At 53.9% G+C, this 607-nt stretch carries 1 protein-coding gene; it reads left to right on the forward strand.

The window, feature by feature from the left end; genetic code table 11:
• Positions 1 to 69: 69 nt before the first annotated feature.
• A partial coding sequence (locus VZ95_RS21065) for a DctP family TRAP transporter solute-binding subunit (RefSeq protein ID WP_232302803.1) occupies positions 70 to 607 on the forward strand: 538 nt, incomplete at its 3' end.

A 607-nucleotide genomic window follows, 5' to 3' on the forward strand; every position in this document is an offset into this window, starting at 1 on the left:
ACAAGCAATCGGGCGGTAAGCTGCGCATGAAAGGGCTTCGGCGACTCCAGCTTGGGCAGCGATGTGCAGATGCAGAACACCGTTATCGGCGGCGCACAGGAAATGATGGTCGGTTCGACCGCCACCCTGGTCGGCATCGTTAAGGATTTCGGTGTTTATGACCTCCCGTTCTTGTTTGCCAATGAAAAGGAAGCCGATGCGGTATTGGATGGGCCGTTCGGTGAAAAACTCATGGCGAAGTTGCAAGAAAAGGGCCTCATTGGGCTGGTCTATTGGGAAAACGGTTTCCGGAATCTCACGAACAGCAAGCGCCCGGTAACAAAGTACGAAGATCTGTCGGGCATTAAGCTGCGCGTGATGCAGAACCCGATCTATATCGACATGTTCAATCAGTTCGGCGCGAATGCGGTGCCGATGGCTTTCTCCGAACTCTTTACCGCGCTGGAAACCGGCACGGTTGATGGCCAGGAAAATCCGGTAACGACGATCCAATCGAGCAAATTCTACGAAGTGCAGAAGTTCCTCACTATCTCTCGCCACGTCTATAGCCCGTGGATCGTGATGGCCAGCAAGCGTTGGCACGATACGCTGTCGCCCGATGAAAAGA

Source organism: Elstera litoralis (genome assembly GCF_000963705.1).
GTDB classification, from domain to species: domain Bacteria; phylum Pseudomonadota; class Alphaproteobacteria; order Elsterales; family Elsteraceae; genus Elstera; species Elstera litoralis.